The sequence below is a fragment of the Sphingomonas sp. MA1305 genome (assembly GCF_016107325.1).
In the GTDB taxonomy this organism is placed as follows: Bacteria; Pseudomonadota; Alphaproteobacteria; order Sphingomonadales; family Sphingomonadaceae; genus Sphingomonas.
The window spans coordinates 51,469-77,877 of the sequence record NZ_RCVT01000004.1 but is presented as its reverse complement, the minus strand read 5'-3'; the positions used below and the strand labels follow the sequence as shown (position 1 = coordinate 77,877).

Genomic DNA, 26,409 nt, shown 5'->3' with positions numbered 1-26,409 from the left:
GGGAAGAACCATAGGGTGCGATCGTTAGCCCGCCCCCTGCCCGTCGCCGCCGCCATCGGCCTTGTCGCGCAAATGCTGTTCAGCTGGCGGCTGACGGTACCGCACCAGCTCGTCTTCGACGAGGTCCATTATGTCCCGGCGGCGCGCATCCTGAGCGGCCTGATCGGCCCGACCAACATCGAACACCCCCTGCTCGGCAAGACGCTGATCGCGGCGAGCATGCGACTGTTCGGCGACGATCCGCTCGGCTGGCGCGCCGCCTCCACGCTGGCCGGGACGGCGGTGGTGGTCGGCGTGTTCGCGATCCTGTGGCTGGGCCTCGGCCGGCTGCGCACCGCGACGATCGGCGCGCTGCTGACGCTGCTCAACTTCACCGTCTTCGTGCAGGCGCGGATCGCGATGCTCGACGGGTTCATGGCGGCGTTCGTCGTCACCGGCCTGGCGACGTTTCTCTGGTCGATGCGCGCGGAGACGACAGGCGCGGCGTGGCGGCGCTGGATCGCGGGCGGCGTGCTGCTCGGCCTGGCCGTCGGCACCAAATGGACGGCGCTGCCCTATCTGGCCTTGGTCGGGGCAGGATTCCTGTGGCTGCGACGCGGCCGCCCCGACCGCTGGGCCGGGCTGCCGGCCTTGCCCGCGCTGGTCGTGCTGGGTGCAGCCAGCACCCTGACCTATGCCGCGACCTTCTGGCCGGCCTTCCTCTACACCAACGATCCCATGACGCTGGCGCGGCTGATCCCGTTCCAGCTCGATATGTATCGCCAACAGACGCAGGTGCTGCCGCCGCATACCTATCAGTCGGCCTGGTACAGCTGGCCGTTCGACTATCGGCCGATCTGGTATCTGTACGAGCGCGCCGACGATGCGCAGCGCGGCATCCTGCTGCTCGGCAATCCGGTGGTGATGTGGGGCGGACTGGTCGCGGTGATCGCCGGCCTGTGGGCGGGCGGGCGCGACCGCGCCGTCGCCCCGGGCCTGGCGGCGCTGCTGTGGATCGCCAGCGTCGCGATGTGGGCGGTGATCCCCAAATCGCTCGGCTTCTATTATTATTACTATCTGTCGAGCATCTGGCTGGCGGTGGCGTTGGCCGCGGTGGTCGATCACTGGCGCCGGCGGCTGACCTATTGGGACGAGGGGCTGTTACTCGCCGCGGCGGTGCTGTTCGTGCATTTCTTCCCGATCCTTGCCGCAACGGCGCTCAGCGGGCCGGGGGCGTTCCATCGCTGGACGTGGTTCGCGAGCTGGATCTGACAAGGCAGGGTTTTCTGCGCGAGTCTTGACAGAATTGACGCCTGAACGCGGTATTCCGCACTCCTCGGCGAAACGTGAATGCCGGTCATGATCTGGACGGTGCAAAGAGCCGGCAGCAGGGCTGCCGACTGACGGCTAGCACAGGGCGCGCCTTGTAGGAAAACGCCCAATTCCCACCATTCGTCATCCCCGCGGAGGCGGGGATCCAGGCGCGCAGGTTTGGCTTTCGGTCGCGAGGGTCAGCGTCTCTGGACTCCCGCCTGCGCGGGAATGACAGAATGGGCCGGAACGCCGCTCAGTACCGCCCCCAGACGAACTTCGACGACAGCGCATAATTCCACACCGCGCCGACCAGGATGCCGATCAGCGCCGACGCCGCCGCACCGCCGTTGCGGAAGTCGTGCAGGAAGGCGGCGATGCCGATGTTGGCGACCAGGCCGACCGAGCAGACGACGCAGAACGACACCCAGCCGTCGAGCATCTGGCGGAACCCCTTCAGCCGGCGGTCGCGATAGGTCAGCGCGTTGTTGAGGAAGAAGTTGAACGTCATCGCCGCCATCGCGCCGAGGATCTGCGCCAGCAGGAAGGAGGCGCCGAGGATCATGCCGAGGCCCAGCACGCCCATGTGCACGCCGACGCCGAGCACGCCGATGCCGGAGAACATCGCGAAGCGGACCGGCACGACATGGCCGAACATCCGGTCGTAGAGCGCGATCAGATATTCCATCGCGACGACGTGGTCGAGCTTGCTCTCCCCCTCCGTCCGCACGCGGAACGTATAGGGCAGTTCGGCGAAGCGCAGCGGCTGCGGCGACGTCGTCATCAGGTCGAGCAGGATCTTGAAGCCGATCGCCGACAGTTCGGGGACGAGCCGCCGCACCACCTCGGCCCGGATGGCGAAGAAGCCGCTCATCGGGTCGCTGAGATCGCCCTTGAGCACGCGGCGCGACAGCTTGGTCGCGAAGGCCGATTTGGCGACGCGGTCGCGATCCCAATCGCCGGTGCCGCCGCCGTCGACGAAGCGCGACCCGACGACGACGTCGAGGTCGCCGTCACGCTGGAGCAGGTCAAGCATCTTGGGCAGCAGCGTCTCGTCATGCTGCAGGTCGCCGTCGATCACCGCCACCACCGGTGCGGCGGTGGCGCACATGCCCTCGATGCAGGCCGACGACAGGCCACGCCGGCCGATGCGCTGGATCACCCGGACGCGGGCGTCGAGCCGGCCGAGCTCGCGCGCGGCATCCGCCGTGCCGTCGGGACTGTCGTCGTCGACGAAGATCGCCTCCCATTTGCGGCCGACCAGGGCCTGGTCCAGCTTCGCGACGAGCACCGGCACGTTGGCGCGCTCGTTGAAGGTCGGGATGACGACCGCGATCTCGAGCAGGTCGCTCATAGCTGGGCGAGGATCACGTCCGCCATCGCGCGGGTCGACAGGTCGCCGCCGAGGTCCGCGGTGCGCGCGCCGCCATCCAGCGCGCTCGCCACCGCCGCCTCGATCCGTTGCGCGGACTCCTCGTCGTCGAGCGAGTGGCGCAGCAACATCGCCGCCGACAGGATCGCCGCGCACGGATTCGCCCTGCCCTGGCCGGCGATGTCGGGGGCGGAGCCGTGGATCGGCTCGTACATGCCATTGTCGCCGCTCCACGCGCGCAGCGAGGCGGAGGGCAGCATGCCGATCGACCCGGCGCACATGCTCGCCTGGTCGGACAGGATATCGCCGAACAGATTGCCGGTGACGATGACGTCGAATTGGTTGGGCGCGCGAACGAGCTGCATCGCCGCGTTATCGACATACATATGTTGCAGCGCGACGTCGGGATATTGCGCGGACAGCTCGACCACCACGTCGCGCCAGACCTGCGACGTCTCGAGCACATTGGCCTTGTCGACGGAACACAGCCGCCTCTTGCGGCGACGCGCCATCTCGAAACCGACGGTGGCGATACGCCGCACCTCCTCCTCGTCGTAGCGCATCAGGTCATAACCCTCGCGCAGTCCCCCGTCCGTGGTGCGCTGGCCCTTGTCGCCGAAATAGACGTCGCCGGTCAGCTCGCGGACGATGACGATGTCGAGGCCGTCGACCACCTCCGGCTTGAGGCTGGACGCATCGGTCAGCGCCGGGAAGATCGTCGCCGGGCGGATATTGGCGAACAGGCCAAGCGCACTGCGCAGACCGAGCAATGCCGCCTCGGGCCGGAGATGCCGTTCCAGCCGCTCGTAGCGGGGATCGCCGATCGCGCCGAACAGCACCGCATCGGCACGCTGCACCAGCGCCAGCGTCGCGGGCGGCAGCGGATGGCCCGCCGCCTCATAGCCGGCGCCGCCGACCGGCGCCTCCTCGAACGTCAGGCCGAGGTCGAGCGCCTCGAGCACGCGGCGCGCCTCGGCCGTCACCTCTGGGCCGATGCCGTCGCCGGCCAGGATTGCTACCAGCGCCATCGCTGTCCCTCTTCATGGCAAAAGAACCGTCGCGGCTTCATGGCGGCGGCGTCGGTTTCAGGCAACCGCCCTTTTCATCAGGTCGACCAGCCGGGTACGTGCGGCGAGCGGCTCACTGCGGCGATCGATGAGGATGTCGCGTGCGAGAAAGTGGCCGGTGATGCGCAGCGCGTCGAAGACGTCGGGCCAATCCGCCATTCCGCCCTCGCGTAGAAAACCCGGCAGCGCGTAGAGGCGAGCCTCATAGCCCGCCGCCGCCGCGCGGCTGACCGCGCCGCCGCTTTTCGGGCTGACGAAGGCGAGGTCGTCGAGCGCGCCGCTGGCGATGCAGGCCGACAGGTCGAGGCCGAAGCCGAGTTCGGCGAGCAGCAGCAACTCGTATCGCGCCAATGCCGCCGCCCAGCCGCGCGCGCTCGGCGCCGCCTCGACCGCGTCGAGCACGCCGGTCAGCCCGTCGTAGACGCGCGGATAGGGCTGCGCCTCGGGCAGCGCCGCCGCGGTGAGCGCGGTCAGCCAGGCGAGGGCGGCGGCGGGCAGCGGTTCGGCATGCAGCGCGGCCCGGCTGTGCAACGGCTCGACGGTCAGCGCCGCGAGCTGTTCGCCGGTACGGGCGCGCCATTCGCCGCGGATCGCATTGGCGGGCTGCAGCACGGGCCGCAGCGCGCGCGACCGGCCGCCGCGGACGTAGCCGGGCTGCACCCCGTCCTGGCGGGTCAGCGCCCGCACCACCGCGCCATGCTCGCCATGCGCGCGGACGGCGAGGATCACGGCTTCGGCGAGGCGGTGCATCGAGAGGATATAGGCGGTGGGGGTGGCGTCGTCACCGGCGCCGCTTGGCGGCTAGCGAGGGGATCGGGGGACAAGCCGTGCGGTGCTGCCATCGGCGAAGGTGATGGTCAGCCGCCCCGCTGATGCTGCCCATGAGCGCGGCCGCCGCATCTTGTCCCAGAACAGCGTGCCGTCACGATCCGCCGGCGAGTCATCACAGCGGATCGTCGTCCAGAACATCGAACCTTTGGGATCGACGGTCAGGGTTCCCCGCGTGCCGGTCCGATCGGTCGACCACCGTATCCTGTTACCACCGAATGAACTGCAGCCGGCGCTCCCGCCGATCTGGCGATCGGGCCCGAAGACGAGATGAGCCGCGTCGAACCGCCCGGTTGCGACCGGTCGACCATCGATCTCGCTCAGCATCCATCGGGTCGTTGCCGGTCCGCCACGCGACTCGGTCGGCTGCGCCGAAGCCGCCAGCGCGACGACAACGATGCGATGGTGGAGGGGCGGCATGGCAAGAGCCTATCCGCGCTGTGCCGCTGCGTCACGCAATCACTGGGGCCGTCGCGGCACCGACGCGCACCTCACCCCCGCCCGTCCCCCGTCATCCCGTGTCGAGCGGACACCACGCGCCTAGATGACGCCTCGGGCGGCCGAGCGCGACGGTGACGAAGCCCCTTCCCGCTCAGGCGCCGCGGAAGCTGAGCGTGAACATCGCGCCGCGGCGGTCTGGGCCGGGGGTGATCGTCAGCAGGCCGTGGTGCGCCTCCGCGACGCGCTGGACGATCGACAGGCCGATGCCATAGCCTTCGCTGCGCGCGCCATCGCCGCGGAAGAAGCGTTCGGTCAGCCGCGCGACCTGGTCGGGGGCGATGCCGTCGCCATTGTCGCGGACCGACAGCCGCGCGCCGGGGCCGATCGCAACGGTGATCTGCGTGCCCGGCGGGGTGTGGCGGATCGCATTGTCGACCAGATTCTCCAGAGCCAGCGTCAAGGGTCCGGCAAAGCCGTGCATCGTCGCGCGCCCCTGATCCTCGAGCGCGATCGTCCGGCCGCCGGCGAGAATTGCCGGTGCCCGCGCGGCGACGACGTCCTCGGCAAGCGCGGCAAGGTCGACGCGGCCACCGGAATCCTCGACGCGGCGCTCGAGGTCGGCGAGGCCGAGCATCTGGGTCATCACGCGCGAGGCGCGGTCGACGCTGGCGAGCAGCGCCCGGCGCAGTTCCTCGTCGGCGACCTTCTCCGCGCGCAGCCGGACGATGGCGAGCGGCGTGCGCAACTCGTGCGCGATGTCGGCGGCGAAGGCGGCCTGGACGCGATAGCCCTTTTCCAGCCGGTCGAGCGCGGCATTGGTGGCGATCGCCAGCGGTTCGACCTCGATCGGCAGGGTGCCGCGCGGCAGGCGCTGGTCGATCGCCCGCGGCCCGATGCCGGCGGCGATGGCGGAGACGGTGCGCATCCGCCGCGTCAGCCGCCGGGTGAGCAGCGCGCCGCTGAGCGGCAGCAGCGCCGCGATCGGCAGCAGCAGCAGCGCGAACCGCTTCAGGAAGGTGCGGACGATGTCGTCGGTCACCGCCTGCGGCGCGGCGGCATCCTGCGACACGACGATCCAGCCGGCGGCGAACGGCCGGCTGATCGCACGCACCGTGCCGCGGCGGAAGAAGACCGCCCTCGGCCCGTGCGGTGCCTCGGCGACCAGACCGGGCATCGCCGGTCCATGCACCAGCCGCGTATGGCCGTTGCGGTCGATGACGCTGATCGACAGGCCGCTGACCGGCAGGTCGGTGGCGGAGACCAGCACCGCATCGGGCCGTCGCGCCAGCACCCGCGCCGCCGCCCCCGCCTGCTGGACCAGCAAGTCGCGCTGATAATGGCTGGCCGTACGGTTGAGCAGCACGGAGACACCGAGCGACAGCAGCACCGCGGCGAGGATGCCGAGCAGCACGTGCAGAGCGATGAACTGGCCGAACAGCGATCGCGGGATCAGGCGTTTCATGCGCCGGCCGCCGCCGCGATCATATAGCCAACGCCGCGGACCGTATCGATGCGCACCCCGCCCCCCGCCTCCGCCAGCCGTTTGCGCAACCGGTGGACATAGACCTCGATCGCATTCGAGCCGAGATCGCCGCCGACGCCGAACAACTGGTCCTCGGCGAGCCGCTTGGGAACGACGCTGCCCTGGCGGCGGAGCAGCAGCTCGAGCAATTCGGTCTCGCGGGCCGACAGGGCGAGCACCGTCGCGCCGATCCGCGCCTGACGGCCGGCGATGTCGAAGACGAGCGCGCCGCAGCTCAGCGTCTCGCCGACGTAGCCGCCCTGCCGGCGCAGCACCGCGAGGATGCGCGCATGCAGCTCGTCGGTGTCGAACGGCTTGACCAGATAGTCGTCGGCGCCGGCGTTCAGCCCCTGGATACGTGCCTCCACCGCGCCGCGCGCGGTGAGCAGCAGCACCGGCCGCGTCACGCCGCGCGCGCGCAGCCGGCGCAGCAGCGTCAGCCCGTCGGCGTCGGGCAGACCGAGGTCGAGCAGCAGCGCGTCATGCTGCGTCGCCCGCAGGAACGCCTCGCCCTCCTCGGCGTCGCGGGCATGATCGACCGCGAGACCGCGCCGCTCCAGCGCGTCGACCAGCTCGCGTGCCAGATCGGGATCGTCCTCGACCAGCAGAATCCGCAAAGTTCTTCGCCCCTTCCCGCAACGCAGCAACCGTAAGCATCCTGTAAGCAACAGGCCCTATCCGGACCAGTCTGATCTCGTCAGGACTTCCGATGCACGCTGCCGAACTCGCCGAACCGCTTCCCGCCGCCACCACGCTGTCGCGGTCCGCGCAGTTGCGCTGGCTCGGCATCGCCGCCGCGGTGATCGTCGGGGTCGCGCTGCTCATCGCCTTGATCGGCAAGCTGACCCATCACGAGGCCACGCCGCCCGCACCGCTGCCGGCGGGCACGCTGAAGCTGACCGGCGCGCAGATGGCCGGTTTGCAGACGGTGCGCGTGGGCGTCGGCGAGTCGGGCGAACGCACGCTCGCCTCGGGCGCGATCACGGTGGACGGCAACCATTCGACGCCGGTGCTGATGCCCTATTCGGGCCAGGTCGTGCGCGTCCTCGCCGATGCCGGCCAGCGTGTCCGCCAGGGGCAGGCGCTGCTGCTGATCAAGACCAGCGACTTCGTCGACGCGCGCAGCGGGCTGTTCGCGGCGCGGGCGGCGTTGCAGAATGCGCAGGCGCAGCTCGCCACCGCCCAGCGCAACGCCGACCGCCAGCAGCAGATCTACCAGACCGCCGGCGGCGCACTGAAGGATTACCAGCAGGCCAAGGCCGACCTCATCGCCGCGCAGGCGACCGCGCGCACCGCCGCCGCCTCGCTCGGCGCGGCGCGCGACAAGCTCGCCATCCTCGGCAAGTCGCCGGGCGAGATCGCCCGGCTGGAAAATGCCGGTGAGGTCACCGGCATTCACGACGTCACCACGCTGCATGCCCCGATCAGCGGCCTGATCGCCACGCGCGACGTGTCGGCGGGCGAATATGTCTCGCAGGGCGGCGACAAGCCGGTGATGACGATCACCGATCCGTCGCGCGTCTGGCTCGTCGCGCAGGTCGCGGAAAGCGATGCCAGCGACGTCCATCTCGGCGATGCGGTGACCGTCACGACGCCGGCCCTGCCCGGCCGCACCTTCCATGCGACGATCGATCTGGTCGGCGCCGCGCTCGACCCGCAGACGCACCGCCTGCCGGTGCGCGCCAGCATCGCCAATCCCGACGGCGCGCTGAAGCCGCAGATGTTCGCCAGCTTCGCAATCCACCGCCGCAACCTCGGCGAGGCGATCCGCGTGCCCGCGCAGGCGGTGATCCACGAGGGCGATAGCGCGCGCGTCTGGCTGGTTCGGCCCGATGGCCTGCTCGTCTCGCGCAACGTCGAGACCGGCGACGCCACCGACGGCCAGGTGACGATCACCGCCGGGCTGAAGCCGGGCGAGCGGATCGTCACCGCCGGCGCGCTGTTCGTCAACGAAGCGGGCCTCGGCCAGTGAACCGCATCGTCTCCTTCGCGCTGCGTCAGCGGCTGTTGATCGTCGGCGTCTTCGTCGCGATGCTGGTCGCGGGCGTGATCGGCTTCGCCAACCTCAATATCGAGGCCTATCCCGATCCCGTGCCGCCGATGGTCGAGGTGATCACCCAGACCAAGGGCCTGTCGGCGGAGGAGATGGAGCGCAACGTCACCATCCCGATCGAGGTCGGCATGGCGGGCATCCCGCACATGACCGCGATCCGCGCGATCAGCCTGTTCGGCCTGTCCGACGTCAAGATCCAGTTCACCTACGACTACACCAACGAACAGGCCAAGCAGCAGGTCATCAACCGCCTGTCGCAGCTGCCGCCGCTCGCCGGCGGTGCGCAGCCGTCGATCTCGCCGACCAGCCCGGTGGGAGAAATCTACCGCTACAAGATCACCGCGCCGGCCGGCTATTCGGTGATGGACCTGAAGACGATCCAGGACTGGATCCTGGACCGCCGCTTCAAGCGCATTCCGGGCGTGATCGACGTCACCGGCTGGGGCGGCAAGCTCCGGACCTATGACGTCGTCATCGACAACGATCGGCTGGCGGCGCACAATGTCTCGGTCAGCCAGGTATTGACCGCGCTGTCGAAGAGCGACGGCAACGTCGGCGGCCAGACGATCAACTTCGGAAGCCAGGCGGCGATCGTCCGTGGCGTCGGCCTGATCCAGTCGGTCGGCGGCATCGAGAACGTGCTGGTCGGCACCGCCGGCGGCCAGCCGATCCTGCTCAAGGACGTCGCCCACGTCCAGATCGGCAACGCGCCGCGGCTCGGCATCGCCGGCTACAACGACCAGGACGACATCGTGCAGGGCATCGTGCTGATGCAGCGCGGCGCCCAGTCGATGCCGACGATCAAGGCGGTGCAGAAGGAAGTCGCCGACATCAACGCATCGGGCGTGCTGCCGCCGGGCGTGCAGCTGACCCGCATCTACGACCGGTCGGACCTGATCAACCTGACGATCCACACCGTGCTCGAGAATATGGTGGTCGGCATCCTGCTGATCTTCGCGCTGCAATGGGTGTTCCTGGGCAATCTGAGGAGCGCGGTGATCGTCGCGGCGACGATCCCCTTCGCGCTCGCCTTCGCGATCCTGATCCTCGTGCTGCAGGGCGAGAGCGCCAATCTGTTGTCGGTCGGCGCGCTCGACTTCGGCCTGGTCGTCGACGCCAGCGTGATCATGGTCGAGAACATCTTCCGCCACATGGTCGAACGGTCCGCCCATGTCGAAAGCGGGCGCGGGCACTTCACGCTCGCCAACCGCTTCTCGGCGGTACTCGGCGCGTCGAGCGAGGTCAGCCGCGGCATCTTCTTCGCCGCCGCGATCATCATCGCCAGCTTCCTGCCGCTGTTCACGCTGACCGGGGTCGAGGGCCACATCTTCGGCCCGATGGCCAAGACCTATGCCTATGCGATCACCGGCGGCCTGCTCGCGACCTTCACCGTCGCGCCGGTGCTGGCGACGTTGCTGCTGCCCGACAGACTGTCGGAGGTGGAGACGTGGATTGTCGGCAAGCTGCGCCGCGTCTACGAGCCGGCGGCGGCCTTCGCGCTCGCCAACCGGCTGCTCGCGATCGGCGGCGGCGTGCTGATGCTCGGCCTGGCGGTGGTCGGCGTGCGGTCGCTCGGCATCGAGTTCCTGCCGCACCTCGAAGAGGGCAACATGTACATCCGCGCGACGCTGCCGCCGTCGATCAGCCTCGAGGCGGGGCAGCCGATCGTCAACGGCGTGCGCCGGATCATCGCGCAATATCCGGAAACCACCGCGGTCCTCTCCGCCCACGGCCGCCCGGACGACGGCACCGACGCGACCGGCTTCTTCAACGCCGAATTTTTCGTGCCGCTGAAGCCGTTCGACGAATGGCCGCACGGCATGACCAAGGAAAAGCTGATCGAGGAGCTGTCGACCAAGCTGCAGGCCAAATATCCCGGCGTCGACTTCTCCTTCTCGCAGATCATCGAGGACAATGTCGAGGAGGCGGCATCGGGGGTGAAGGGCGCCAATTCGATCAAGCTGTTCGGCCCCGACCTCGCCACGCTGGAAAAATACGCCGACCAGATCAAGACGCAGATGGCCAAGGTGCAGGGCATCGAGGATCTGGGCGTGTTCCAATCGCTCGGCCAGCCGACGGTGCGCATCGACGTCGATCGTGGCAAGGCGGCGCGCTACGGCCTGACGCCGGACGACGTTAACGCCACCGTCGCGGCCGCGATCGGCGGCGAATCGACCGCCGATCTGTACGAGGCGGGCACCGACCGGCACTTCCCGATCATGGTGCGGCTGAAGCCCGAACAGCGCGATTCGCTGGAGGCGGTGCGACGCATCACCATCGGCGCGCCCGCCCCCGACGGCACCGGCACCATCCAGGTGCCGCTGTCCGAGGTCGCGGACGTGCGGCTGACCACCGGCGCCTCGTTCATCTATCGCGAGCATCAGGAACGCTACATCCCGATCAAATTCTCGGTGCGCGGCCGCGATCTCGGCGGGGCGGTCGGCGAGGCAAAGGCGCGGATCGCACGCAATGTCCACCTGCCCGCCGGCTATCACCTCGAATGGGCGGGCGAGCTCGACAACCTCCAGAATGCGATCGCGCGGCTGGAGATCGTCGTGCCGATCAGCCTGCTCGTCATCCTGTTGCTGCTCTACGCCAATTTCGGCTCGATCCGCGACAGCCTGCTCGCCTTCTCGGCGATTCCGATGGCGATCGTCGGCGGCGTCACCGCGCTGGCGCTGACCGGCACGGCGTTCAGCATCTCGGCCGCGATCGGCTTCGTCGCCTTGTTCGGCATCGCGGTGATGGACGGCATCCTGGTGGTGACGACCTACAACAACACGATCGACGAGGGCGCGAGCCGCGATGTCGCGCTGGCGACGACGGTGAAGAACAGCCTGCGCCCGGTGGTGATGACCTGTCTGGTCGCCGCGATCGGCCTGCTGCCCGCGGCGCTGTCGCACGGCATCGGCAGCCAGGTGCAGAAGCCGCTGGCGCTGGTCGTGGTCGGCGGCATGACGCTGGCGCCGGTACTGATCCTGCTGCTGCTCCCCGTGCTGATCGCCCGCTTCTCGCATCGCGTGCCGCCGGTCGATCGCGGCGCCCACGGCCGCGACGTCGGCCATCATCCGCACGATCCCGGCCCCCATGGCCCGGATGCGCCGCAGACGGAGGCTCTGGCATGACGCGGACCCGGACGGCCACGCTCGCCACCACCCTGCTCGCCGGCTCGCTGCTCGGCGGGTGCGCGGTCGGGTCGCGCAATCTCGACGCCCATGCCGCGCTGCCGCCGGCGCCCGCGCCGGTGACGGTCGCGCCCGCCGGCGGCCCGGTGCAGGCAACCGGCACCGCAGCGGTCGCCGCCGACTGGTGGCATGCGTTCGCCAGCCCGTCGCTCGACGCATTGGTCGGCGAGGCGCTGGCGCACAACACCGACGTCGCGGTCGCCGAGGCGACGCTGCGCCAGGCGCAGGAGCAGGCGCGCGCCGCCGGCGCCGCGCTGCTGCCCCAGGCGGACGCCAGCTACCAGGTCGAACGCACGCGCGTGTCGAACGCGCTGTCGCCCGCGGTCGCCGACCAGAACCAGCAGATCTATACGCTGCACACCGCGCAGGTCACCGTCTCCTACGCGCCCGACGTGTTCGGCGGCACCCGCGCCCGTGTCCGCTCGGCGCGGGCCGCGGCGGCGGTCCAGGCGCATCGGCGCGACGCCGCGCGGACCACATTGGTCGCCAATCTGGTCACCGCCGCGATCACCCGCGCCGCGCTGGCCGACCAGATCGTCGCGGCGCAGACCAGCATCCGCGTCAACCGCGACATCCTCGCCGCGCTGCAACGGCGCCAGCAGCTCGGCGACATCGGCCTGGCCGACGTCGCGACGCAGCAGACCGCGCTCGCCACCGCGGAGGGCGTCTTGCCGCCGCTGGTCCGCGCCGAAGCGCAGCAGCGGGTGCTGATCGGCACTTTGATCGGCCGCCCGGCCGGCGATCCGCTGCCGGCGCTGCCCGACATGGCGTCCTTCACCCTGCCCGCCACCCTGCCGGCGATCGTGCCGTCCGATCTGGTCGCGCGCCGCCCCGACGTACGCGCCGCCCAGGCGCAATTGGAAGGGGCGGGCGCCGATGTCGGCGCGGCGATCGCGGCACGGCTGCCCAGCCTGCAGCTGTCCGCGACCGGCGGCGGCACCGCCCAGCGGTTCGAGGACATGTTCAAGAGCGGCAATCCGTTCTGGACGCTGCTCGGTGGCATCACCCAGCCGATCTTTCATGCCGGCGCGCTGCGTCACCAGCAGAAGGCGGCGGAAGCGGCGCTGGAGGCGGCCAAGGCGCAATATCGCGCCGCGGTACTGCAGGCCTTCGGCGACGTCGCCAATGCGCTGACCGGCCTGACGACCGATGGCGACGCACTGACCGCGGCGACGCGGGCGAGCAATGCCGCCGACCAGGCGCTGACCTTCGCACGGCGGCAGCTGGCGCTGGGCAGCGTCGGCACGCTCAACCTGCTCAACGCCACCGCCGCGGACGCCCAGGCGCGCCAGCAACTGATCCAGGCGCGCGCCGCACGGCTGACCGACACGGTGGCGCTGCTCCAGGCGGCGGGCGGGCCGATCACCGGCTGACCCTCGCTCGGCCGGGCGTGTCGTTGCGTCGGCGGATCGACAGGCGGGTTGCCGCGTTCGATCGGCCGGCGCTATGCGCGCCGTCGCGCGGTTCCGCACGACCGGGATACAGGGGCCGACGGATCCGGCCCGAAGGAGACTGGACGACGATGCTGCGCACGCCCTGGACGCTGGCGGCGGTGGCCGCGCTGGCCGCGGGTCTGGCCGGCTGCGCCGCCCCCCGCGTCACGCCGCCGCCGGTCGTTGCAACGCTGCCGCCCCCTCCCCCGCCGCCGCCGACCATGCCGCGCGGCGGCTATGCCGGGATGGAGATCGCCGCCAAGCGCGACGACGGCAGCTACGTAACCCCCAATTTCCAGATGACCGACGCGGCGGCCGTCTGGCATCTGCGCGGCGCGCTGAACGTCGCCGCGCTAGCCTGCGACGGTGCGGGCGGCGGCGTCACCGACCCTTACAATGCGTGGATCGTCGCCCATCGCACCGGGCTGGACGGCTACGTCAAACGCTACCAGCATGAATGGGAAGAGACGGGCTGGGCCGATTGGCAGGCGGCCTATGACAATCAGCAGACCCGCCTCTACAATTTCTACAGCCAGCCGGCGATCCGCGTCGCCTTCTGCGCGGTCGCGCGGCAGGAGATCGCCGCCGTCGCGCCGGTCGCCGACGCCGATCTGCCGCTGCACGCGCGCGGCGCGCTGGCGCGGCTCGACAAGCCGTTCATCGACTTCTTCACCGCCTTCGACAAATGGCGCGATTATTACGAGCCGAAGGTGACGCCGCCGCCGGTCGTTCCGACGCTGCCCGCCGCCGCCCCGACACCGGTGGAGACGGTCGCCATTCCGCCGTCGTCCGGTGCGGCGGCGGTGAGCGACGTTGCCGCGCCGGCGGATGCGGGCACGCCTGCTCCCACGGTGAATCCTGCAGCGGAAGCAGCATCGACGTCGCCCGCGCCACCGGAGGTCGAGGCGACGCCGGTGCCGTCGGCGACGCGCCCGGCTGCACCGGGGCAGCCGAGTTCTTGAGAAAGGACGACCTCACGATCCTGTAAGCGCGGAGTACTGGTCGGCGCTGCCGCGATGGGGCACCTCCGGACATCGGCATTTACCGCCTCGGTGATGCTCTTGCCGTGCCAGGTCGTCGGGGGACCGGTCGCACTGCCGCCCTGGGTGGGCAGGTGACGGGGCGGGCGTTTGGCCTATCGCCCTTCGTGGCCTGGACGTTATCGCATCCGGATGGTCATGCCGCAACGGCGAGACTGCGATGTCTTACTGTCGATCAAACGGCCGGCGCCCGTTACGCGCGTGACTTCGCGAGATCGCCGGCTGCAGAGATCACCGACCGTCGCATCAATGCGGGTCAGCCCTGGCCTGATTTTGCCGCCGCGGCGGCGAAGCTCTCGTTGCTCAGATCGACCGCATAGGCATTGATGATACCGGGCAGCAGGCCGGGGAATCGTGCCTCCACCTCGTCCCAGCGCGGCGCGTTGCGCACCTCCACCCCATGGCGCTCGCTGCGGATCAGGCCCGCGTCGCGCAGGATCTTGATATGGTTGGACAGCGACGATTTGGGGATCACCCGATCGCCGACGCACGCCACCGCCGAACAGGCGTCGACGCATCCCGCCTTCATGATCGTCGCGAAGATCGCGGCGCGCGCCGGATCGGACAGCGCGTGCAGGATCGCGTCGGGCCGAATGTCTTCGATCGCCGGGTGGATCAGGGGTCGCATGTTTTTTGCATATGGGGTCTTGATCCCGCTCCGGTTAGTTCCAGATTCCCGAACTATGGGATTAACGGTTGCCGTCGTGGGGCCGGCCCATAGCAGAAGGTTCAGGTCATGGCGAAACTTAGCGGCAAGGTTGCGATCGTCACGGGGGCATCGAAGGGCATCGGTGCGGGAATCGCCAAGGCGCTGGCCGCGGAGGGCGCGGCGGTGGTGGTCAATTATGCTTCCAGCCAGGCGGATGCCGACGCGGTCGTCGGCGGGATCGCCGCCGCCGGCGGACAGGCGATCGCGGTGCGGGGCGACGTGACCAAGGCGGACGACGCACGGGCATTGGTGACGGCGGCGGTGGAGCGGTTCGGGCGGCTCGACGTGCTGGTCAACAATTCCGGCATCTACGAATTCGCGCCGATCGAAGAGGTGACGGAGGAGCATTACCGGCGTCAGTTCGACGTCAACGTGCTCGGCACGCTGCTCGTCACCCAGGCGGCGTCGCCGCACCTTCAGGCCGGGGCGAGCATCGTCAACGTCTCGTCCGCGATCACGCACGTGCATACGCCCGGCGCGGCGGTCTATGCGGGCACGAAAGGCGCGGTGAATGCGATCACCGGTGTGCTCGCCAATGAGATCGCACCGCGCCAGATCCGGGTCAATGCGGTCAGCCCGGGCTTCGTCGTCACCGAAGGAACGCACAGCGCGGGCATCGTCCAGTCGGACATGGCGGCCGGCATCGTCGCGCAGACGCCGCTGGGTCGCGCCGGCCAGCCGGAAGACATTGCCGGCGTCGTCGCCTTCCTCGCCTCCGATGCGGCGGGCTGGCTGACCGGCGAGAATATCACCGCGAGCGGCGGTATCCGCTGATCGGGACGTGCCGCCGGGATGGGCCGATCGGCGCCGCGACGCGTTGTCGACGGCATGCAGACGATCCGCTTCCCCGACGGCACCGTTGTTCCCGCGCTCGGCCAGGGCAGCTGGATGATGGCCGAGGACCCCTCGCGCCGTGGCGATGAGATCGCCGCGCTGCGCGAGGGTGTCGCCCTCGGCATGACGCTGATCGACACGGCCGAAATGTATGCCGACGGCGAATCCGAACGGCTGGTCGGGGAGGCGATCCGCGGCCTGCGCGACGAGGTCTTCCTGGTCAGCAAGGCCTATCCGCAGAATGCGTCGCGCGATCGCCTGCCCCGCGCCTGCGAGGCGAGCCTGGCCCGGCTCGGCACCGACCGCATCGACCTGTACCTACTGCACTGGCGCGGTCGCGTGCCGCTGGCGGAGACCGTGGAGGCGATGGAACGGCTGGTCGCGGCCGGCAAGATCCGCCGTTGGGGCGTCAGCAATCTCGACTCGGATGACATGGCGGAACTGATTGCCGCCGGCGGCAGCGGCTGCCAGACCGACCAGATCCTCTACAATCTCACCCGCCGCGGACCCGAGCACGACCTGATCCCGTGGCTGGCGCAGCGGCACATGCCGGTCATGGCCTACAGCCCCGTCGAGCAGGGTCGGCTGATCGCCGATCGCGGCCTCGTCCAGTTCGCACGCGAACGGCAGGTAACGCCGGCCCAGCTCGCGCTCGCCTGGCTGCTGGCGCATGACGGCGTGCTGGCCATCCCGAAGGCCGGCTCGATCTCGCATGTTCGCGACAACCGCGCCGCCGCGGATCTGATGCTGACCGCCGAGGATCGCCAGCGCCTGGAGACGATGTTTCCGCGGCCCCGCCAGCGCCAGCCGCTGGAGATGCTGTAGGCCGTCAGGGTCGGGCGGAGGCCTCGTACACGCCGCCCGCCACCGCCGCGACGAAGCGGTCCGCGGCCCAGCCCTGCGCCGCCACCGCCTCGGCCAGCGCGGCAGCGGGTTCCTCGCGCGGTTCGTCGGTCAGCTGGAAGGTACCCCAGTGAATGCCGAGCGCGCGGCGCGCCTCCACCGTCGCGCAGATCCGCACCGCCTCGGCGGGATCGACATGCTGCGCCGCCATGAACCAGCGCGGCGCATAGGCGCCGATCGGGATCAGCGCGAGGTCGGGCGCACCGAGCCTGGCGCGGACCTCGCCGAATATGGTGCCGTCGCCATAGCCGGTGTCGCCGACGAACCAGATTGTGCCCGCCGGCGTGGCGAGATGATGCCCCGACCACAAGGCCATGCGCACGTCGCTCGGCCAGCGGTTCGCCCAGTGATAGGCGGGGGTCAGCGTCGTCGCGATCCCCTCGCCCAGCGTCAGCCGGTCCCACCAGTCGCCGGTGACGCAGCGGGCGCCGGGCACCGCGGCGCGGACGATCGTGTCGTTGCCCAGCGGCATCGCCATTAGCGGCGCATGCGCAACCTGCAGCCGGCGCAGCGTCGCGACGTCGCAATGGTCGTAATGGCAGTGGCTGAGCAGCACGACGTCGATCGGCGGCAGGTCGTCGAAGGCGATCCCCGGATCGGTCACCCGCTGCGGACCGGCGAACCGGAACGGGCTGGCGCGCGGCGACCAGATCGGGTCGGTGAGGATGTTGACCCCCGCCGCCTGGATCAGCAGCGTCGCATGACCGACCATCGTCACCCGCAGCCCGGCGACGCGGGCCGCGGGGCGCGCCGGCGTCACCGGCACGGATCTGGGCCAGCGCGCCGTCTCGCCCGCCATTCGCCAGCGGATCAGATCGCGCAGGCCGCGATCGGTCGGCGGCTGGCCCGGATTGAAGAAGCGGGTGCCGTCGAAATGATCGCTCGGCGGCCCCTGGTAATAACGGTTGCGCGCCATCAGCCGCGCGGCCGGATCAACGCCCGTCCCGCGTGGCGAGGTAGCGTTCCAGATCGTCGCTGCCGCCGATCCGCTCGCCATCGATCTCGATCTGCGGGGTGGTGTCGACGCCGCGGTCCGCCTTGAACGCCTCGACCGCCTCGCGGTCTTCGAGGATGCGGTCGTCGACCGTATAGCCCGCCGCCTCCAGCATCGCCTTGGCACGAACGCCGAACGGACAGACATGGTCGGGCAGGACCATACGGTAGAGGATCGCAGTCTGCGCGTCGGCCATCACATCGCTCCATGGCGGCCGGGGCGCCGCCGCGCCAACAAGCGCCCGGCCCCCACCGGCGTTCCGAACTGCCCGAATCGGCCAGAGCGCGCAATCATCCGGTCGCGCCGTTTGCGATCAGGTCGGCGAGGCGGACCGGCGCGAAGTCATGGGGATCGACGCCGACGTCGAACTGCCGCGGCATCGGCTTCAACCGGCCATGGCTGTGGCCGTGCAGGTTGATCGCGCCCTTGTGCTGGCCGTTCCAGCTGCGGAAGGGGTAATGGCACAGCACGAGGGCGTGGCCGTCGACAGTGACTTCGGCATAGTCGCCGACGCTCGCCCACCCCGCAGCCAGCCCCGTCGCCTCCGGATCGTTGTTGCCGCGCAGCAGGTGCTTGGAGCCGTGCAGCTGCGCGAGCAGCGCCGCCACGTCCGCCGGCCGCCGCGCCACGTCGCCGAGATGCCAGACGACGTCCTGCGGCCCGACCGTCGCATTCCAGCGCGCGATCAGCTGCGCGTCCATCTCGGCGACGCTGGCGAACGGCCGGCGCTGGATGTTGATCGTGCGGTGGTCGCCGAAATGCGTGTCGGCGGTGAAGAAGACGCTCATGTCCAATAGAGGATGCGCGCCGCCGGCAGCAGCACGGCGATCCGCTCCTCGAAGAAGCCGCGCAGCGCGCGCATCGTCGCCGCATCGTACACCTGCTTCTCCGTGCCGAATTTCGTCCGCTTGGTGGTGCGGTTGCCGTCGCCCATGTCGAGCGACGAGCCCGGATACCAGCTGTCGAGCACGGCCTTCGAACCGGCGGTGAAGCGGTGGGTGATCAGTTCGATCGTCAGGTCGAGCCCCGGCACGTCCGCCAGCGCGGCGGCCGCCGCCGCCAGCAAGCCGTCATAGGCTTCACGCCAGCCGTCGGCGGCGATGATCGGCGCGATCGTCAGCCCGACCGGATAGCCCGCCGCGGCCATCCGGCCGAGCGCCGCCAGCCGCGCCGCCACCGGCGCGGTGCCGCCCTCGAAGCGGGCGAAACGCGCGGGATTGATCGAGGCCCGCATCCGCGTCCGCCCGCGATGATCGAGGGTCAGCAGCGGCGCGACGTCGGCGAACTTGCTGGTGAAACGCAGCTGCGTCGCGGCGTCCCACCCGCCGAACCAGGCGATGGCGGTCGACAGCGATCCCGTGATCGGTTCCAGCGCGAGCGGATCGGTGTAGCACGACGCCTCGAAGGTCGTGCCCTCATGCGCCCGCGCCACACTGCGCGAGGTGACCGCCCCCTGCCCCAGATAGGCAGGCAGGCCCGCGAGGATCTCGTCGAGATTGGCATAGACACGCGTGATCGGCGGCCCCTTCAACGAACCGGCGAGATAGCAATAGCTGCAATGCGCCGGGCATCCTTCGGCCAGGTCGACGCGCCAGTCCGCGCTCGGTGCGATCGGCTGCAGCCTACGCTTCGACGGCGGCGCGACGACGACGGCCAGCGTCGACTTGGCGGCGGCATAGGCCTGGCGCGGATCGTCGGGCAGGTCGAGCGCCAGCCGGTCGCCGGCCAGCACTTGCACCTCGACGCCGAGCGCGGCGGCACGATCCGCGATCGCGCGGCCATGCGCGAACCCCATCGCCGCGCGCGTCACCAGGAGGCGACGCGGCCGCCAAGCTCGTTCCGTTCCCGCGTCCGATACCGCCCTGCTCGCCATTCCCGCCCAACGAACGGCATCGGCAAATGTCCCCGCCGACGCTAAGGGACATATTGTGACCACAACCGCGCGGCACAGGCGCGGTCGATCACTGCGGTTCCTCGTGAGGGCAAGCCGGTTCGGATGTCGCGTCTTCTTCGTACACTGGGCGGCCTGGCCCTGATCTTGGCCGGCGTCGCCGCCGATGCCGCCCCGTCGCCCTTCGACCTGACCGGCCCGCGGCTGGAGGTGGCGGTGACCCGCAATGGCCAGACGCTGCCGCTGGAATGGGTGCCCAACCTTGCCGAAGGCGACCGCATCTCGGTCAAGCTGACGCTGCCGTCCGGCCAGGCCGACCAATTCCGCCTCGTCTCCGCCTTCCTGCGCGGCCCCATCGACCGGCCGCCCGACGACTGGTTTCACGACACGGTGACCGGCAAGAGCAAGGCGGGCGACCTGTCGCTGGTCGTGCCCAAGGGCGCGCAGCAGCTCGTCCTGTTCGCGCTGCCGGTGCACCAGGCGGGCAAGAAGTCGATCGTCAGCGCGGTCCGCAAACAACCCGGCACCTTCGTCCGCGCCGCACAGGACCTCAACCAGGCGTCACTCGACCGGGCGCGGCTCGACACCTATCTCGACATGCTGTTCCAGGTCGGGCGCGAGGATCCGACCGCGGTCAACGCCGCCTCACAGGCGTTGACCCGCAGCCTGGCGATCAAGCTCAAGACCGAATGCCTGCAGCAGCCCGCCGCCCTGCAGGCCGCCTGCCTGACCGGCGATCGCGAGACCCTGCTGTTCGCCGACACGCACAGTTCCGCGCTGGCCGACACGCTGACCGGCGCGCCGGTCGACCTCGCCTTCCAGCTCAGCGCGACGCCGCAGGCGGGCTATGGCACCTACAGTTCCTATATCGGCGTGGTCCGCGACCTGTTCCGGCTGTTCGGCGCCTTCCAGTCAACCCAGCTGCAATTCGTCCCCGCGCTCGCCAAGATGGGGGACGGCGGCGTCACCCTGCTGCTCAACACGCCCTTGTCCTTCGCCAAGCCGGCCTCGGTCATGGTCATCGGCCTGCCGGCGATCGAGGCCGCCAAGCCGCCTCCCTTGCAGGCCGCGGGCGACGCGCCGCTGCTCTGCGGCAATGTCGGCGCGGTCTTACCGGTCGAAGGCGCGCCGTTGGTGTTCGCGACCCGCTACGCTCATGCGATGACGCTGCGGCTCGACGGCACCGGCGGCGCACCGGTCGACATCCCCGTCCATGCCGATCCGCGCCGCGGCGGCTTCGTGCTCGACAAGGGATTGCCCGACGCAGGCCGCGGCGCGACCGTCACCGGCCGCCTGCGCGGCAATTGGGGCTTTACCCCGTTCGACGGGCCGCGCTTCCGCCTGTCGGACCCGCGCGTACAGCATTGGGCGGCGGCGCCGGATGCATCTCTGGTCGTCGGGCGCACCAACAGCCTGACGCTGAAGGGGGATGGCGGCGGCTGCATCACCCGCGTCGAGGCGCGGATCGGCGACGGCGCGCCGCAGACCGTGACCTGGAAGCAGGTCGGCACCGATGCGATCAGCATCGACCTGCCGCTCGCCAAGGCCGCACCGGGACCGGTGACGCTGACCATCGCCGCGACCGGCCAGGCGACGCCGGTCTCGCTCTCCGTTCCTGCGCTGCAGGAGGTCGGCCGGATCGACGCGCTGACCTTCGCCGCCGGCGACAACGAGGCGGTGCTGACCGGGTCGCGTCTCGATCAGGTGCGCAGCGTCGCGATCGCTGGCAGCGAATGGCAGCCGGGTGCCCTGACGCGCGCGACCAATACCGACCGGCTGATGCTGCAACCGCGCGATCCCGCCGCGGCGGCCAAATTGACCGAGGGCGCGCGGCTCAACGCAGAGGTCACCTTCACCGGCAACCGCCACAGGACGGTCACGCTCACCGTGGCGGCGGCGCGGCAGACCCCCGTCCTGCTGCATCGCAGTGTCGAGCGGCCACCGCATGCCGGTTCGCTGCCGATCGCCCTCGGCCCCGACACGATGTTCGCGCAGGACGGCCGTGTCACCTTCGCCTTCCGGCTCGACCCGGCGACCCCGCTGACCGGGGCGGAGACGATCGAGATCGGCACCGTCGCCGGCGATGCGGTCACGTCGATCGCCCAGGGCAAGGGCTATGACCTGCAGGATACGACCACCGGCATCGTCGCCTTCGTTCCGGCCGAGACGCTCGGCACGGCGGTGCACGGTGCGCTGCAGTTCCGCATCGTCCGCAATGGCGAGGCAAGCCGCTGGACCGCGCTCGGCACGGCCGTCCGCCTGCCGGACGTCCAGTCCGTCGCCTGCCTTGCGACCGCACCGGCGCATTGCACGGTCAGCGGCAACCGGCTGTTCCTGATCGCCACGGTCGCGGCCGGGACGGATGGGCCGGCGCAGGCGGTTCCCGACGGCTTCACCGCCGGGTCGGTCGATGTGCCGCTGTCCGCCAGGGCAATGCCCGGCAGCCTGACGCTGCGCCTGCGCGACGCTCCCGAAGCGACCGGCACGGTGACGATCCCGCCGAAAGGCTAGTCGGGGGCTAGTCGGGCATGGCGTGGCCCGTGCACGAAATCAGCAGGGGCGGCGAGCGACGCTTCACCCGCGGACGTTCCGCGACTAGCAGGAGGGCATGCCCGCCCTGCTCGACGCCGATACGCTCCACCCCCTCTGGCCCGACACGCCGCTCGACGGCGCGATCGTCTTCGCCGATCCCGATGCCGCGCCGGACGCGGCGGTGGTCGCCGACGTGCATCGCCCCTGGCTGTTCGGCTATGCGCCCGAACGACCCAACGGACGGGCGATGCTGGTACTTGCAGGCGGTGGTTATACCGCGCTGATGGTCGGGCGTGAGGGAGTCGCGGTGGCGCGCTGGCTCAATCGCCTCGGCTTCCACGCCTATGTTCTCGTCCACCGCTTTCCCAATGCCGCGCATGGCGTTTCGGCGGCGCTCGACGATGCGATCGCGGCGATGCGGACGATCCGAGGACTGGCGGGCTATCAGGGTGTCGGCGTCGTCGGCCTGTCGTCGGGCGGCCACCTCGCCGCCTGCCTCGCCGCCGACTATCCGGCAGAATGGGCGCTGGCGCAGACGGCGGATGGATTGGCGATGCGGCGTCCCGACGTGCTGGTCATCGGGTATGCGCCGATCTCCACCAATGCCAAGGGCCGAACGATCGTCCCCGACAAGCCGCCGCTCGTACCGCCCGAGAAACAGGCCTTCTATGATCGCATGCAGCCGGACGCGCAGCTGACCGCGGCGCCGCCGCCGGCATTCATCGTCTATGCCGCCACCGACGACGTCGTTCCGGTCGACAATGCCCATCGGCTCGACGCGGCATGGCGGGCAGCAGGCGGATCGGCGGAGCTGCACGTCTTTGCCAACGCGCCGCACGGCTTCGCCCTCGACACGCAGGGCCTGCCGGTGTCGATCTGGCCGACGCTGTGCGCCCATTGGCTGGCGCAGATCGGATTCGGCGACGGCACCGGCTGACGGCCGGTCACTCGCCCGCGGTCAGGCTTTCGATCACCTCGTCGAGCAGGCCGGTGAGCGTCCGCATCTTCTCCGGCGACAGGCTGACGCTGGCATAATGGTCCTCGCGACCCGCAAGCAGGCCGAGCCGGGCGACCATCGGCTCTGCCGCGTCGGTCGCGTACAGGCGCTTGACCCGCCGGTCACCCGGATCGCTGCGCCGTTCAACCCATTGCAGCGCCTCCAGCCGGTCAAGCGTCTGGCCCATCGCCACCGGGCCGATCTCCAGCTTCTCCGCCATTTCCTTCTGCGTCCAGCCGGGATGCAGCCAAATCGCACCAAGCGCCCGCCATTGCGCCTGGGTCAGCGCCTCGTCCGCGCTCGACGCCATCGCCCGCGCCCGCTCGTCGAATCGCTTGCGCAGCAGCCGGGCGATCAGCGCGATCTGCGACGCAAAGCTGCGCTGGACGCCCTCGGCGGCGGGTTCGGGCGGGGCTCCGGCAGGAGCGGTCATCGAATATCTTCGTCCCATGCGAAACTCGTGGCGGCGTCACCCTAACCGTGCCGCCGGCGGCTGTCAGCGTGTTGCGGCTCCGTCGATAAAGGTCAATGTCACTTATCTGTAAGTTGCCTTATTATCAGGTTGCTTTCCATTCCCAACGGGTGCACCGGCGCGACATTGACCGAGATCATCGGGGCGAGTCCCCGGATCCGCGAGGTAGCATGAGCCTGGACGATCACGCCGATTCCCGCCCCGACCACCGGACCGACCCAGACGCGCTGGCCGATGCGCCGCCGATCACCGATCCCGCCCCCGTCGTGCAGGCGGCCGACCCGACCCCGGCGCGACGCAACCGGCTGCGCCTGCCGCTGCTGCTCGCCGCGCCGATCGTCGCCATCGCGATCGGCCTGTTCTTCTACCTGAGCGGCGGCCGCTACCAGTCGACCGACAACGGCTATATCCAGGCGGGGCTGGTGCCGGTCGCCGCCAGCGTCAGCGGACCCGTGGTCGCGGTGATGGTCCACAACAACCAGCACGTCCGCGCCGGTGACGTGCTGTTCCGGATCGACCCCGCCCCCTTCCAGGCCGCGGTCGACGAGGCGGCCGCGGAGCTCGCCAACGCCCGCACGCAGGTGTCGTCGCTGCGCGCCAATTACCGCGAGGGCGAGGCCGGCCTCGCCGCCGCCCGCGCGCGGCTGGCCTATGCGGAGCGTGAGGCGGCGCGGCAGAAGTCGCTGCTCGCCGAGGGCATTTCGTCGCAGAACCAGTACGACCAGGCGGTGCTCGCCGCGCAGACCGCGCGCCAGCAGATCCAGACCTCGGTGCAACAGAATGCCGGCGTCGCCGCGACGCTGACCGGCAGCGTCGACGCGCCGACCGCGGCGCAACCGGCGGTGCAGCGGGCGGAGGCGGCGCTGGAACGCGCCCGCCTCAACCTCGGCTATACGGTGGTGCGCGCCGCGCAGGACGGCATCGTCACCAAGGTCGACCAGCTCCAGCGCGGCAGCTACGTCACCGCCGCCAAGCCGGTGTTCACGCTCGCCGGCACGCGCCTGTGGGTCGAGGGCAATTTCAAGGAAGACCAGCTCAACCATATGCGCGTCGGCCAGCGCGCGACCTTCCACGTCGACGCCTTCCCCGATCTGGAACTGACCGGCCGGCTGACCAGCTTCAGCCCCGGCACCGGCAACAGCTTCGCATTGCTGCCGGCGGAGAATGCGACAGGCAATTGGGTCAAGGTCGTCCAGCGCCTGCCGGTCGAATTCAGCATCGACCGGCTGCCGCAGAACGTACCGCTGCACGCCGGGCTCAGCGTCGAGGTCAAGGTCGACACCGGCTACCGCCGCCACCTGTTCGGCGGTGACGCCGCCGCACGATGACCGGCAGCTATCCCGACCCGGTCTCGCGGCGCTTCATCACCGCCGCGGTGATGGCGGCGACGGTGATGAACTCGCTCGACAGCACGATCGCCAACGTCGCGCTGCCGCATATCCAGGGCAGCGTCTCCGCCTCGGGCGAGGAGATCACCTGGGTGCTCACCTCGTACATCGTCGCCGCCGCGATCATGACCCCGCTGACCGGCTGGCTGGCCGGGCGGTTCGGGCGCAAGCGGCTGATGCTGTGGTCGATCGTCGGCTTCACCGCGGTCTCCGGCCTGTGCGGCATTGCCAACAGCCTCGGCGAGCTGGTCGGCTTCCGCCTGTTGCAGGGCGTGTTCGGCGCGGCGTTGGTGCCGATGAGCCAGGCGATCCTGCTCGACATCAACCCGCCCGAACGCCACGGCCCGGCGATGGCGGTATGGGGGATGGGCGCGATCCTCGGGCCGATCATCGGCCCGGCGCTCGGTGGCTGGCTGACCGACAATCTGTCGTGGCGCTGGGTCTTCTACATCAACCTGCCGATCGGCGCGCTCGCCTTCGCCGGCCTGTCGGGCTTCCTCACCGAGACCAAGGATGCGGCGCGGCCCCGGCTCGACCTGTTCGGGTTCGCGATGCTGGCGCTCGCCATCGGTTCGATCCAGCTGATGCTCGACCGCGGCCAGACCAAGGACTGGTTCAGCTCGACCGAGATCTGCCTCGAGGCGGCGCTCGGCCTGTTCTTCGGCTATCTGTTCGTCGTCCACACGCTCACCGCGCGACGGCCGTTCATCGACATCGGCATGTTCAAGGACCGCAATTTCCTGACCGGATCGATCTTCGGCTTCTTCCTCGGCACCGTTCTGTTCGGCGTGCTCGCGCTGCTGCCGACGATGCTGGAGACGCTGATGGGCTATCCCGTCGTGCTGACCGGGCTGGTCACCGCGCCGCGCGGCATCGGCACGCTGATCTCGATGATCGTCGTCGGCCGGCTGATCAAAACGGTCGATGCGCGCATCCTGATCTTCGTCGGCTTCGCCATCGCGGCCTATTCGCTGCACATCATGTCGGGCTTCACGCTCGGCATGAACGAGCGGCTGGTGATCGTCTCGGGCTTCGTCCAGGGCATCGGCACCGGCCTCGTGTTCGTGCCGCTGACCACCATCGCCTTCGCGACGCTCGACGCGCGCTACCGCAACGAGGGCGCGGCGATGTTCACGCTGACCCGCAACATCGGCTCGGCGGTCGGCATCTCGATGCTGCAGGCGCTGACCATCCGCAACGGCGCGACGGTGCACGCGCGGCTGGTCGAGGGGATCCGGCCGGACAATCCGCTGCTGCCGTCCACCTTCGACTTCGACGCGCCGTCGGCGGTCGCGATGCTCAACGCGCAGATCACGCGCCAGGCAGCGATGGTCTCCTACGTCGATGCCTTCTGGCTGCTCTTCATCCTCACCCTCGCCGTCATCCCGCTGCTGCTGCTGATGCGCCGCCCCCGCGCCGGCGGCGGCGACGGCCCGACGATCCACATGGACTGATCCG

The 26,409-nt window shown here is 70.0% G+C and carries 23 protein-coding genes; 11 read left to right on the top strand and 12 right to left on the bottom strand.

Annotation, left to right across the window (positions count from 1 at the left end; genetic code table 11):
- The first annotated feature begins 15 nt into the window (after window positions 1-15).
- Window positions 16-1,251 (top strand): phospholipid carrier-dependent glycosyltransferase, encoded by a 1,236-nt coding sequence (locus D9601_RS15575; RefSeq protein ID WP_332838025.1) that lies wholly within the window; start codon window positions 16-18, stop codon window positions 1,249-1,251.
- A gap of 295 nt (window positions 1,252-1,546) precedes the next feature.
- Here D9601_RS15575 and D9601_RS15570 read toward each other — a convergent pair whose 3' ends face one another.
- The 6 genes from D9601_RS15570 to D9601_RS15545 form a co-directional block, all read right to left on the bottom strand.
- On the bottom strand, window positions 1,547-2,644 hold the full coding sequence (locus D9601_RS15570) for a glycosyltransferase family 2 protein (RefSeq protein ID WP_198354993.1): 1,098 nt from the start codon (window positions 2,642-2,644) through the stop codon (window positions 1,547-1,549).
- Window positions 2,641-3,690, bottom strand: coding sequence for a 3-isopropylmalate dehydrogenase (gene leuB / locus D9601_RS15565; RefSeq protein WP_198354991.1), 1,050 nt, complete (start codon window positions 3,688-3,690; stop codon window positions 2,641-2,643). The genes D9601_RS15570 and leuB overlap by 4 nt, the downstream gene beginning before the upstream one ends.
- 57 nt (window positions 3,691-3,747) lie before the next feature.
- Window positions 3,748-4,479, bottom strand: coding sequence for a DNA repair protein RecO (gene recO / locus D9601_RS15560; protein ID WP_198354990.1), 732 nt, complete (start codon window positions 4,477-4,479; stop codon window positions 3,748-3,750).
- A gap of 51 nt (window positions 4,480-4,530) precedes the next feature.
- Window positions 4,531-4,977, bottom strand: coding sequence for an META domain-containing protein (locus D9601_RS15555; protein WP_198354989.1), 447 nt, complete (start codon window positions 4,975-4,977; stop codon window positions 4,531-4,533).
- A 172-nt stretch (window positions 4,978-5,149) separates the two neighbouring features.
- On the bottom strand, window positions 5,150-6,460 hold the full coding sequence (locus D9601_RS15550; RefSeq protein WP_198354988.1) for a sensor histidine kinase: 1,311 nt from the start codon (window positions 6,458-6,460) through the stop codon (window positions 5,150-5,152).
- Complete coding sequence (locus tag D9601_RS15545) at window positions 6,457-7,137, bottom strand: response regulator (protein WP_198354987.1); 681 nt, start codon at window positions 7,135-7,137, stop codon at window positions 6,457-6,459. The genes D9601_RS15550 and D9601_RS15545 overlap by 4 nt, the downstream gene beginning before the upstream one ends.
- Before the next feature lie 92 nt (window positions 7,138-7,229).
- On the opposite strand from D9601_RS15545, the gene D9601_RS15540 reads away from it, so the two are divergent.
- From D9601_RS15540 to D9601_RS15525, 4 genes are all read left to right on the top strand, one after another.
- The gene (locus D9601_RS15540) at window positions 7,230-8,492 is read left to right on the top strand and encodes an efflux RND transporter periplasmic adaptor subunit (RefSeq protein ID WP_198354986.1); all 1,263 of its coding nucleotides are present in this window, start codon (window positions 7,230-7,232) and stop codon (window positions 8,490-8,492) included.
- Window positions 8,489-11,698 carry an efflux RND transporter permease subunit gene (locus tag D9601_RS15535; protein ID WP_198354985.1) on the top strand — a complete coding sequence of 1,070 codons (3,210 nt, stop codon included), beginning with the start codon at window positions 8,489-8,491 and terminating at the stop codon, window positions 11,696-11,698. Before D9601_RS15540 ends, D9601_RS15535 begins: the two co-directional genes overlap by 4 nt.
- Window positions 11,695-13,131 carry an efflux transporter outer membrane subunit gene (locus D9601_RS15530; RefSeq protein WP_198354984.1) on the top strand — a complete coding sequence of 479 codons (1,437 nt, stop codon included), beginning with the start codon at window positions 11,695-11,697 and terminating at the stop codon, window positions 13,129-13,131. The genes D9601_RS15535 and D9601_RS15530 overlap by 4 nt, the downstream gene beginning before the upstream one ends.
- A gap of 149 nt (window positions 13,132-13,280) precedes the next feature.
- On the top strand, window positions 13,281-14,153 hold the full coding sequence (locus tag D9601_RS15525; RefSeq protein WP_198354983.1) for a hypothetical protein: 873 nt from the start codon (window positions 13,281-13,283) through the stop codon (window positions 14,151-14,153).
- 334 nt (window positions 14,154-14,487) lie between these two features.
- Here the strand turns inward: D9601_RS15525 and D9601_RS15520 are convergent, their stop codons facing one another.
- Window positions 14,488-14,859 carry an ArsR/SmtB family transcription factor gene (locus D9601_RS15520; RefSeq protein ID WP_198354982.1) on the bottom strand — a complete coding sequence of 124 codons (372 nt, stop codon included), beginning with the start codon at window positions 14,857-14,859 and terminating at the stop codon, window positions 14,488-14,490.
- A gap of 108 nt (window positions 14,860-14,967) precedes the next feature.
- Here D9601_RS15520 and D9601_RS15515 point away from each other — a divergent pair, with 108 nt between their 5' ends.
- Complete coding sequence (locus tag D9601_RS15515; RefSeq protein ID WP_198354981.1) at window positions 14,968-15,714, top strand: glucose 1-dehydrogenase; 747 nt, start codon at window positions 14,968-14,970, stop codon at window positions 15,712-15,714.
- A gap of 54 nt (window positions 15,715-15,768) precedes the next feature.
- Entirely contained in the window at window positions 15,769-16,599 is an 831-nt protein-coding gene (locus D9601_RS15510; protein WP_198354980.1) for an aldo/keto reductase, read from the top strand.
- Window positions 16,600-16,603: 4 nt separating this feature from the next.
- Here the strand turns inward: D9601_RS15510 and D9601_RS15505 are convergent, their stop codons facing one another.
- From D9601_RS15505 to D9601_RS15490, 4 genes are all read right to left on the bottom strand, one after another.
- Window positions 16,604-17,593 carry an MBL fold metallo-hydrolase gene (locus D9601_RS15505; protein WP_198354979.1) on the bottom strand — a complete coding sequence of 330 codons (990 nt, stop codon included), beginning with the start codon at window positions 17,591-17,593 and terminating at the stop codon, window positions 16,604-16,606.
- Window positions 17,594-17,609: 16 nt separating this feature from the next.
- On the bottom strand, window positions 17,610-17,867 hold the full coding sequence (locus D9601_RS15500) for a glutaredoxin domain-containing protein (protein ID WP_198354978.1): 258 nt from the start codon (window positions 17,865-17,867) through the stop codon (window positions 17,610-17,612).
- Between the two features lie 94 nt (window positions 17,868-17,961).
- Window positions 17,962-18,459 (bottom strand): metallophosphoesterase family protein, encoded by a 498-nt coding sequence (locus D9601_RS15495; RefSeq protein ID WP_198354977.1) that lies wholly within the window; start codon window positions 18,457-18,459, stop codon window positions 17,962-17,964.
- Window positions 18,456-19,481, bottom strand: a complete 1,026-nt coding sequence (locus D9601_RS15490) for an SPL family radical SAM protein (RefSeq protein WP_332838024.1) — start codon at window positions 19,479-19,481, stop codon at window positions 18,456-18,458. The genes D9601_RS15495 and D9601_RS15490 overlap by 4 nt, the downstream gene beginning before the upstream one ends.
- A gap of 186 nt (window positions 19,482-19,667) precedes the next feature.
- Between D9601_RS15490 and D9601_RS15485 the strand changes: the two genes are divergently transcribed.
- Both D9601_RS15485 and D9601_RS15480 read left to right on the top strand, forming a co-directional pair.
- On the top strand, window positions 19,668-22,073 hold the full coding sequence (locus tag D9601_RS15485; protein WP_198354975.1) for a hypothetical protein: 2,406 nt from the start codon (window positions 19,668-19,670) through the stop codon (window positions 22,071-22,073).
- Between the two features lie 97 nt (window positions 22,074-22,170).
- On the top strand, window positions 22,171-23,031 hold the full coding sequence (locus tag D9601_RS15480; protein WP_198354974.1) for an alpha/beta hydrolase: 861 nt from the start codon (window positions 22,171-22,173) through the stop codon (window positions 23,029-23,031).
- Between the two features lie 7 nt (window positions 23,032-23,038).
- On the opposite strand, the gene D9601_RS15475 is transcribed toward D9601_RS15480, so the two are convergent.
- On the bottom strand, window positions 23,039-23,524 hold the full coding sequence (locus D9601_RS15475; RefSeq protein ID WP_198354973.1) for a MarR family winged helix-turn-helix transcriptional regulator: 486 nt from the start codon (window positions 23,522-23,524) through the stop codon (window positions 23,039-23,041).
- 209 nt (window positions 23,525-23,733) lie between these two features.
- On the opposite strand from D9601_RS15475, the gene D9601_RS15470 reads away from it, so the two are divergent.
- Together D9601_RS15470 and D9601_RS15465 are read left to right on the top strand one after the other, a co-directional pair.
- Window positions 23,734-24,891, top strand: a complete 1,158-nt coding sequence (locus D9601_RS15470) for an HlyD family secretion protein (RefSeq protein ID WP_198354972.1) — start codon at window positions 23,734-23,736, stop codon at window positions 24,889-24,891.
- Window positions 24,888-26,405, top strand: coding sequence for a DHA2 family efflux MFS transporter permease subunit (locus D9601_RS15465; protein ID WP_198354971.1), 1,518 nt, complete (start codon window positions 24,888-24,890; stop codon window positions 26,403-26,405). Before D9601_RS15470 ends, D9601_RS15465 begins: the two co-directional genes overlap by 4 nt.
- Window positions 26,406-26,409 lie beyond the last annotated feature (4 nt).